Annotated in this window: 7 protein-coding genes and 1 pseudogene; 5 read left to right on the forward strand and 3 right to left on the reverse strand. The window is 67.6% G+C overall.

Going from position 1 to position 9,622, the window contains the following annotated elements; genetic code table 11:
* The 3 genes and pseudogenes from AC1DYI_RS18960 to AC1DYI_RS18970 all read left to right on the forward strand — a co-directional run.
* Nucleotides 1-292: pseudogene (locus tag AC1DYI_RS18960) on the forward strand (DNA helicase II); the annotation flags it as partial.
* 51 nt (nt 293-343) lie between these two features.
* On the forward strand, nt 344-2,341 hold the full coding sequence (locus AC1DYI_RS18965) for a GGDEF domain-containing protein (RefSeq protein ID WP_477205685.1): 1,998 nt from the start codon (nt 344-346) through the stop codon (nt 2,339-2,341).
* A 38-nt stretch (nt 2,342-2,379) separates the two neighbouring features.
* A complete protein-coding gene (locus AC1DYI_RS18970; protein WP_477205686.1) occupies nt 2,380-4,500 on the forward strand; it encodes a GGDEF domain-containing protein in 2,121 nt (706 codons plus the stop codon).
* 9 nt (nt 4,501-4,509) lie between these two features.
* Here the strand turns inward: AC1DYI_RS18970 and AC1DYI_RS18975 are convergent, their stop codons facing one another.
* Genes AC1DYI_RS18975 through AC1DYI_RS18985 form a run of 3 tightly spaced genes read right to left on the reverse strand, consistent with a single transcriptional unit; the run spans nt 4,510 to nt 6,614 of the window.
* Nucleotides 4,510-5,298, reverse strand: a complete 789-nt coding sequence (locus AC1DYI_RS18975; protein ID WP_477205687.1) for a BPSS1780 family membrane protein — start codon at nt 5,296-5,298, stop codon at nt 4,510-4,512.
* A 7-nt stretch (nt 5,299-5,305) separates the two neighbouring features.
* Complete coding sequence (locus AC1DYI_RS18980; protein WP_477205688.1) at nt 5,306-6,274, reverse strand: homoserine kinase; 969 nt, start codon at nt 6,272-6,274, stop codon at nt 5,306-5,308.
* 43 nt (nt 6,275-6,317) lie between these two features.
* Nucleotides 6,318-6,614, reverse strand: coding sequence for a hypothetical protein (locus AC1DYI_RS18985; RefSeq protein WP_477205689.1), 297 nt, complete (start codon nt 6,612-6,614; stop codon nt 6,318-6,320).
* A gap of 222 nt (nt 6,615-6,836) precedes the next feature.
* On the opposite strand from AC1DYI_RS18985, the gene AC1DYI_RS18990 reads away from it, so the two are divergent.
* Nucleotides 6,837-8,564 (forward strand): CocE/NonD family hydrolase, encoded by a 1,728-nt coding sequence (locus tag AC1DYI_RS18990; RefSeq protein ID WP_477205690.1) that lies wholly within the window; start codon nt 6,837-6,839, stop codon nt 8,562-8,564.
* A 150-nt stretch (nt 8,565-8,714) separates the two neighbouring features.
* A partial coding sequence (locus AC1DYI_RS18995; protein WP_477205691.1) for a 5'-3' exonuclease occupies nt 8,715-9,622 on the forward strand: 908 nt, incomplete at its 3' end.

Raw genomic sequence — 9,622 nt, forward strand, 5'->3', positions numbered from 1 at the left:
GGCCGCCTGGCAACGTGGTAGCGGCCTGGGCTCGATGGTGGGCGCCGGGCGCAACGCCGGTTGGCAGGCGCCTGCGCCGCCGCCGGTGCCGGCCCGCATGGTCGAGGCCGCGRCCAAGCAAGCGGGGCATGGCTTGCGCGTGGGGCAGGGCGTGTTCCACAACAAGTTCGGTGAAGGCGTGGTCGTCACGCTCGAAGGCGCGGGGACGGATGCGCGCGCACAGGTTCACTTCGGCCGCCACGGCACGAAGTGGTTGGCTTTGTCCGTGGCCAAGCTGACCCCGACGGAATAGACGATGACCCGGCAACGGCGGCAGCCTCCACGTTCTCGGCACATCGCCGGCATGGCGTGGATGTTGTTGACGCTGTTGTCGACGGCCGGTGTTCAGGCTGCCACCGAACCCGACGCGGTCGAACGGTTGGAGCGCGACAGCCGCGCCAAGCCCGATGCCATTGCCGACGAACTGGAGAAGCTGCTGGCCAACGGCCCGGTGGAGGGCGTGGCGCGCCTGGATGCCGAGCACCTGCTGGGCATGCTGCGGGCCCACCTGCACCAGCCCAGCGCGGCCGAGACCGTGGCCCAGGCGCTGGTCAAGAAAGACGCGCCGGCCTACAGCAAGCTGCCGGCCGAGCAGCTCAACGCGGCTGCGGTCTGCATTCGGGTCCAGGTGGCGATGAGCAACGCCGGCTCGCTCACCCGGGCCGATACCCAATGGGCCGAGATCGAACACGCGCTGCGGGCGATCCCGTCGGTGCGGGTTCGCATGCGCTGCCTGTCCGCTGCCGCCAGCATCAAGCAGCGCATCGGCCACATCGACGAGTCGGTCAGGTTGTCGCAGGAGGCGATCCGCCTGGCCGACGAGGGCGGCGTGGCTTGGCGGCGCAGCATCTACCGATCGGAGCTGGCCTACACCTTGTACCGTGGCGGCCAGTTGGAGCACGCCACACGGCTCAACGACGAAGCCAAGAAGATCGCCAACGAAAACCAGGACTGGATGGCGATGACCGAGGCGATGACGACCGACAGCATCCTGCTGACGGACAACGGTCATCCTGTCGAGGAGTTGGCGGCGTTGAACGGGGCGATCGAGTACGCGCGCAAGGCCGGTGCGGCGCGCGACGAAGCACTCGGCCTGGCCAACCTGTCGGACTACTACCTGCACGCGGGCGAATACCAGCGCGCCTACGGGATCGCCCAGCGCGCGGTGCCGCTGGCTCATGCGCTGCACGATGTGACGACCGAGAACCTCGCTCACCTGAACAGCGGCCTGGCGTTGATCTCGATGAAGCGCAAGGACGAGGGCATGGCGCTGATCCGGCCACTGCTGGAGTTCGACCGCGCCGCCAACGACATCGCGAGCCTGGCCGAATCGACCCGGGACGTGGCCACCTACCTGGAAAAGGCCGGCTATCTGGCCGAGTCCTACGCGGCCTACCAGTCTCTGCGCGGGCTGTCGAACGAGCTGGCGCGGCGCGACCAGCAAGAGGCCGTGCTGGAGTTGCAGGAAGGCTTCGACGCCCAGCAGCGCAAGCGCGAGCTGGCCTTGCTGAACGAAGACAACGCGCTGAAGGAAGAACAGCTGCGTGGCCGCGAACTCGAGTACAAGATCTGGGCCTTGACCGCCGGGATCGTGCTGTCGCTGCTCGCGCTGGCGGCACGCATGTACGGTGGCTTGCGCGCCACGCAACAAGCCCTGCGCCTGCGCAATGCGCAACTGCGTCGCCACAGCCTGCAAGACCCGCTGACCGGCCTGGCCAACCGGCGCCAGTTCCACGAGATCACCACCGGCGAAGGGGCGAGCACCTCGGCGCGGGGCACGCTGTACCTGCTGGACCTGGACCACTTCAAGAGCATCAACGACCACCATGGCCATGCGGCAGGCGACGCGGTGCTGGTCGAGACCGCACGCCGGTTGCGCGCGGTGCTGCGCGAAGAAGACCTGGTGGTGCGCTGGGGCGGCGAAGAATTTCTGGTGCTGGTGTCGGCGATGGCGCACGAGCGCGTCGAGCCGCTGGCGCAGCGCCTGTTGAGCGCGGTGGCCGGCATGCCGATGATCGTTGGCGACAAGCGCGTCAACGTGACCACCTCGATCGGCTTTGCCGAGTTCCCGCTCTTGCCGCATCAGCTGGATCTGCCCTGGGATCTGGCGGTCGACATCGTCGACAACGCGATGTATGTGGCCAAGAYCCTGGGCCGCAACAAGGCCTGCGGTGTCGGCGCGTTGCCCGCCAGCACCCTGGCCGAGATCGATGCGGTGGTGCAGGACCTGGAGCAGTCGTGGCGCGAAGGCCGGGTTCAGCTGGCGCTGCTGGAAGGCCCGACGGCGGAGGCGACGGCATGAAGCCCACGTGCCGGGTTCGCATTCTCACGGCCTGCCTGATGGCTTCCGCGGGCCTAGCCTGGCCTTTGGTCGGCAGCTCGGCGGCGGCGCCGGCGGCGTTGCAGGGCAGCGGTGCTCGCGCGACGACGAGCCCGATCACCCCGGCCACGGTCGAAGCCTGGCGGGGGCTCGAAAAGCTGGACGGCGCCATCGCACTGGTCGAGCTGAACGACCTGGCCAGCCGCTGGGTCAACGAAGGCTACGACGAGCCCGATGTGGTGCTGCAGCGGCTGGACGAGTTGCAAAGAGGCCTGTCCGCCGCGCCGTCGCTGGCCTGGACGCGGGTGGTCGAACGCACGCGGGGCCTGGTGGCCGCCCGTGCCGGACGCGAAGCCCAGGCCCAGGAAGCGGCGGGCCGGCTGTCGCAGATGGCCGATCGCGACCCGGTGGCCGGCGCCGATGCGGCGATGGTGCGGGCCATGCTCGACGACCAGCTGTGGCGGACCGAGTCGGCCACCGGCCATGCACAAGAGGCCGACGCGGCCTATGCGCGGGCATGTGCTGGCAATGCGCAGCGCAATGCCGGCTGCGACCACCGCGGCTGGTGGCAAGTGGTGCGGCTGTTGACCTTGCGCGCCGATCGCCAGGGCAACCGGCTCGAGGCGGCGCGCTTGCAACAGCGCGCCAACGAGCTGGCCGCGCAAGCCAACGACGATGTGCTGCTCGCCTGGGGCTTGTCTTCGCAGGCGGTGTTGAGCCACTACCTGAACGAAGCAGAGAAGTCGCGCCGCGAGATGGCGCAAGCCGAACGCCACGCGAAGAAGGACCCGAGCGGCCGCTCGATGATCCGGGTGCTGATGAACAGTGCGGTGCTGGCATCGGCCCGCAACGACCACGCCGGTTCGCAGCCGGCACTCGAAGAAGCGGTGCGCATTGCCCGCAATGCCGGCTCGGTCCGCATCGAAGCGCAGATCCTCGGCTCGTTGAGCGACGAGTTGCTGCGTGCCGGCAAACCGCGCGAAGCGCTGGCCGCGGTCGAGCGGGCGCTGCCGGTGATGCGACGCTTCAACGACCGGCGCAACCTGCCGGTGATGCTGCACAACGGGGGGCTGGCGCGTGTGCGGCTGGGCCAGTTGGCGCAGGGCAAGGCCGATCTCGAAGCGGCGCTGCAATTGTGGGAGCAGGCCAAGGCGCGGGCGCGCATCGAGACGGCGCTGAACGAGTCGGCCGACGCGTTGGCGGCGGTGGGTGACGTGAAGGCGGCGCTGGAACACTTTCACCGCGCCACCAAGCTGCGCGAGCAGATCGACAGCGACACCCGCGACGCGGTTCTGGGCCAGCTGAAGGAGCGCTTTCGCACCGAGGCTGGCCAGCGCGACCTGGAGTTGGCCGAGCGCGAGAACAGCCTGAAGACCGCCCGCCTGGGCAACCAGACGCTGATGCAGCGGGTCTGGATGCTGGCTTCGTTCATGTTGGCGATGGCGGCTGGGGTGCTGGTGGTGCAACTGCGTCGCACCCGCTTGGCCAACCTGCAACTGCGTCGCAGCGAGGCGCTGCTGAAGGTGCAAAGCGAGCGCGACCCGCTGACCGGCTTGGCCAACCGCCGCCACTTCCGCGAGGCGTTGGCGGCGCGCGAGGACGACAAGAGCCACGGCTTCTCCGGTGGCCTGATCCTGCTCGACGTGGACCACTTCAAGCGCGTCAACGACGAGCACGGCCATGCGGTGGGCGACGCGGTGCTGGTCGAGGTGGCGCATCGCTTGTCCGCCTGTGTGCGCGCCGGCGACGTCGCCTGCCGTTGGGGCGGCGAGGAGTTCTTGCTGCACACACCCGCGCTGAGCGGCGATGCACTCGAAACGCTGGCGTTGCGGGTGCTGGGCGAGATCGGCAACCGGCCGTTCAAGCTGGCCGACGGCCGCGAGATCACGGTGACGATGTCGATGGCCTACGCCGGCTTCCCGCTGCCGCCGCACGGCACCAGCCTGCCTTGGGAACAGGCGGTCAACCTGGTCGACATGGCCTTGTACAGCGCCAAGGCCATGGGCCGCGACCGCGCCGTGGGCCTGAACGCCACCAGTGCCAACTCCACCGAAGGCCTGGCTCGCGCCGCGGCCGATTTCGAGCGAGCGCGGGCGGATGGCCGTTTGACAGTGAAGGTGACGCCGCGCGTGGGAGCGTAACGAGGCGGCCTACGGCTCGCCGAAGCAGTCGCGGAAGCTGAAGTACAGCGAGACGTAGAAGACCGCGGTCAGCACCAAACCGACCGGCATCGCGAGCAGACTCGTCACCGCCGAGCCGAGCACCACGACCATGAAGCTGGTCAGCATGCCGGCCAGCAGCAGGACCGCCAACCAACCGATGCCAAACGCCAGGAAAGCGGTGCGCGCCCGCCACAGCGCCAGCGTGCTGGAAAACAAGGCTTGCGCGACGCTCTGGTGGGCCCAGAACACCAGTGCCGGCGCGAACCAGAACGGAATGCTCACCATCGTGCTCAGCCCCATGCGCCACAGCGCGCCGGCAGCGGCGCCGGGGGCTTCGCTCAGGCGCGCCAATTCTTCTGGCGGCGTGTTGCCCTTGGCGAGCGCGGTCAGCCAAGCATCGAAGGCGCCCGCGTCGATCCATTCGCACCACCACAAGGCGGCGGCGGTCAGCACGGCGTAGGTGATCAGCAGCGCCAGCAGGGGCCTGCGCCGGTCTGGCTCGCGCTGGGCCCAAGGCACGACGAAGATGCCGGCGTGGACCGGCCGCTCGAGCAATGATGCGTGAGTAGCCATCATGAAACCCAGGCTCAGCAGCGGCACCGCCACCATCAGCAGCACGCCGCCGATCCACGGCAGCARCATCGTCAGCAGCGCGGCGAACATGAAGGCCATGAACAGCCCGATGTAGGCCAGCGGATGGCGGAAGTATTCGCCAAAGGCCTGCGACACCCAGCGCCAACCGGCGGCGGCCGGCACGTCTTGAAGCTTCAATCCCATCGGTGAATCAGGCGCCGGGGTGCCAAGGGTTGGCCACGCAGTCGCGCAGCACGCGCTCGAAGTGCCGAGGGTCCTTGGGGGTCAACAGGGTGGCGTCGCGCGGTGCATGCCAATCGGCCAGGCGCGACAGCCAGAAGCGAAGCGCGGCGGCACGGCGCATGGCCGGCAGCGTGCGCCATTCGACACCGGCCGGTTCGCGCTCGGCGCGGTAGCCGGCGATCAGCGCATTGGCACGGGTCTCGTCGAGATGGCCTGAGTCGTCGTCGACGCACCAGTCGTTGATCGCCACGGCGAGGTCGAACGCAAAGCTGTCGACGCCGGCGAAATAGAAGTCGAACACACCGCACAGGCGCTCGCGGCCGGGCAGCCCCTCGAACAGCGCGTTGTCGCGGAACAGGTCGGCGTGCACCGCGCCATGCGGCAGTTGTGCGTAGGTGGGCGACGCCGACAGGTGCTGCTGGTAGGCGAGTTCTTCGTCGAGCAAGGCGGCGCTGTCTTCGTCGAGATGCGGGCGCACGCTGGGCGCTGTGGCTTGCCACCAGGCCAGGCCGCGCAAGTTAGGTTGGTACGGTGCAAAGTCGGCCACCGCCTTGTGCATGCGCGCGAGCGTGGCACCGACCTGGTCGGCGTGGTGCACATCGGGCGCGTCCACCGGCACGCCGGGCAGCCGGTTCACCACCGCGGCGGGCTTACCGGCCAGTTGGTGGCACAGCGCGCCGCTGCCGTTGGTGTGGGGTTCTGGCACCGGCAGCCCGTGCTGGGCCAGGTGCTGCATCAGCTGAAGGTAGAACGGCAGTTGCTCTGCTGACAAGCGCTCGAACAGCGTCAGCACCCACTCTCCATCGTCGGTCGACAGAAAGTAGTTCGTGTTTTCGATGCCGCTGCCAATGGGCTGCAACGAGCGCACGGCGCCCAGTTTCAGCTGCGTCGACAGCGCCTGGGCTTGATCCAGGCTCACTTCGGTATAGACCGCCATGACTTGCCGGTGAAGCGCCGCGCGAGCACGGCGCGGCGGTGTATCAGAAGGTGATGGACAACCAGACCCGTTGACCGGCCTTGGGGTCATCGGCCGGGGCGCGACCCGGTTCGGGCGCGGCGATCTCGTAAGGGCCGACACCGCGAATCTTGGGTTGCACCGTCAGGCGCTTGGTCTGGCCACGGACCCGCAATTCCTCGATGCGGACCTTGTCGTCTTCGGTGACTTCTTGCAGCACCTGCGGCTCGGGCACCGGCCGCGGTGCGGCAGCCTCTTCGGCCCGCACGGCGGCGGTGGCCAGAAGCAGCAGCGTGAGCGGGGCGGGCCAGAGCGTTTTCATGCGCCCGATTCTATGCCCGGGGTTCGAACCCGCTTTGTCGGACGAGGCCTGCCGCATGCGTCAGCCCAGTGGCGTAGCGCGGAGGCGAGGTAACAAGTAACAAAAACTCCGGACTGGTCCCATTGCGCATTAAGAAATGCAGGCAGCAAATGGAACGAACGGTCGTGCGATTCCGGGGCGTTCGGCCGCAATTCCAACCTCCCCGGGAGCGGAGACTTTCACATGCCGAAATTTTTAGGGCGGCGAGTTGCTGCCCTGGTTGTGTGCCTGCCGTTGTTCTCTCCCATCGCCTCTGAAGCCGCGAGCTGCCGTGCACCTACCCCCGCCGAAGCAGCCGTTTACACCACGCCCCTGTTGATGCCGGGCGTGATCTCGCCAAAAGACGGGACCTGTTTTCTGAACAACTTCACCGTCGCCACAAGCGACGGCGTGAGGTTGACCGCGAATGTCTTCCTGCCCCCTGGCGCCAATGGTGGAAGCAAGTTCCCTGCCATCGTCTATCCAGCGAGCTGGGCAGCCGCCGATTTCTTCGAGTACCTCGGAGAGCAGCAGCGCATGGCRCAGAACGGCTACGTCGCGCTGGCCTACACCGCACGGGGCTTCTATGGCTCCGAAGGTGTGGTCGGCGTGGCCAGTGCCCAGGATGCGTCCGACTTCAGCAGCGTGCTGGACTGGCTGGTGTCCAACACCGCCGCCGACGTGAACCGCATCGGTGCAGCCGGGATCTCCTATGGTGCCGGGCTGTCGGTGCTTGGTGCGGCTGGCGACAGCCGTGTGAAGGCCGTGGCCTCGATGTCCGGTTGGTCGAACCTGATCGACCAGATGTACGGCAATTCGGTGCCCAACCCGACCTGGCTGTCGATCTTGACGCTGTCGGGCACCTTCACCGGCGACATGGACCCGATCGTCTACGAGTACGACGCGGCCATCCGTGACCCGGATGCCTCGCCGGCCAAGATCGCAGAGATCACGGCCTGGGGCGTGGTCCGATCGCCGATCAACGCGGTTGACGCGTTGAACGCCCGCAAGGTGCCGGTGCTGATCAGCAAGAACTACCAGGACGACATGTTCTCGCCGAACTCGACGCTGCTGATGTACCAGCGCCTGACCGGACCGAAGAAGCTGTTGCTGCAACCGGGCATCCACGCTTCGGCCGAGTTGGCCGGCGCCACACTGGGCGTCGACAACCCGGTGTTCGACCAGGTGCACCGCTGGATGGACCGCTGGCTGAAAGGCATCTCGAACGGTGTCGACACCGAGCCGAAGGTCAACATGCAGCTGAAGTTCGGCGGCAACCGCGAGACCCTCAGCAACTGGCCGGCATCCGAACTGCGCAGCACCACCTACTACCTGGGCCCGCGGGGCAACCTGCGCTGGGACTTCGGCTGCTTCTGCTGGAAGGGTGTGACCGGCACGCTCGGCACCTCGCCCAACCGCCAGAGCTATGGTGACCAGATCGACAGCCTGCTCGACACGACCGCGACGACCGGATTGATCCCGATCCTGTCGCCGATCATGGAAAGCGCCGGCATACCGGTCATCAACCACATGGCCACGATCCTGGCGGGCAATGGCATCCGCTACGAAGGCGACTCGCTGAACGCGCCGGTCAAACTGCGCGGTTCACCCAAGCTGCAGATCCGCGCCAAGCCGAACCTCAAGCGTGGCATGCTGGTGGCGTACCTGTACGACGTGGACTGGGCGGGCTTCGGCACGCTGGTCACCCACGGCGCACGGGCGCTGCACTGGGCCACGCCGGGCGTCGCGACCGACCTGTCGTTCGACATGAACGCCATCGCCTACGACGTGCCGGCCGGTCATCACCTGGTGCTGGTGGTCGACACCGCTGACAGCCTCTACGGCGCGCCGGTGCACTGGGGCGAGATGTTCCGCATTTCGCTGCCCTTTGACGGCAACAGCCAGATGACGATGACGTTGCCGGTGAGATGACGGCCCCCGGGCGGCGGGTACGCCGCCCCGGCCCCCGCGGGGGCGCGCGGCCGCTTCGGAGCGGCCGTGCGCTGGCCGCGCTGGTCACGTTTGCTTCCCGGAGTGGCCCATCCAGGCGGGCTGCTCCGAATGCGGCTGCACAATCCGCGCATGAGTGAAAACAAGACCCTGCTGCTGGTCGACGGCAGCAGCTACCTTTACCGCGCCTACCACGCTCTGCCCGACCTCCGCGGCCCTGGCGGTGTTCCCACGGGCGCCGTCCACGGCATGGTCGCGATGATGAAGCGGCTACGCGAGCAGGTGCCCTCGGCACACGCCGTCTGCGTGTTCGACGCCCCGGGCAAGACCTTCCGCGACGAGTGGTACCCCGAGTACAAGGCGCAGCGCGCGCCGATGCCCGATGACCTGCGCAAGCAGATCGAGCCCATCCACGAGGTCGTCAAGCTGCTCGGCTGGCCGGTGCTGATGGTGCCTGGCATCGAAGCAGATGACGCGATCGGCACCCTGGCCAGCATCGGCGCCCAGTCGGGCCATTCGGTGGTTGTATCAACTGGTGACAAGGACTTGGCCCAGTTGGTCAACGAACAGGTCACCTTGATCAACACGATGAGCAACGAGACGCTCGACATCGAAGGCGTCAAAGCCAAGTTCGGCGTGCCGCCCGACCGCATCATCGACTACCTGACACTGATCGGTGACACGGTCGACAACGTGCCCGGCGTCGAGAAAGTGGGCCCGAAGACGGCGGCGAAATGGATCGCCGACCACGGCTCGCTGGACGGCGTGATCGCCGCTGCGGCCAGCATCAAGGGCGTGGCGGGCGAGAACCTGCGCAAGGCGCTGGACTGGCTGCCGCAAGGCCGCCGGCTGATCACCGTGGTGACCGACTGCGACCTGACCGAACATGTGAGCGGATGGCCAGTGCTGGACGCGCTGGAATTGAAGCCTGTCGACAACGACGGCCTGCTGGCCTTCTACGAGCGTTTCGGCTTCAAGGCTTTCCGCAAGGAGCTCGAGGCGTCGCTCGGGCGCGCTAGCGTTGCGGCTGACACCGGCTC

This window comes from Ideonella sp. P3_A4 (assembly GCF_056403075.1).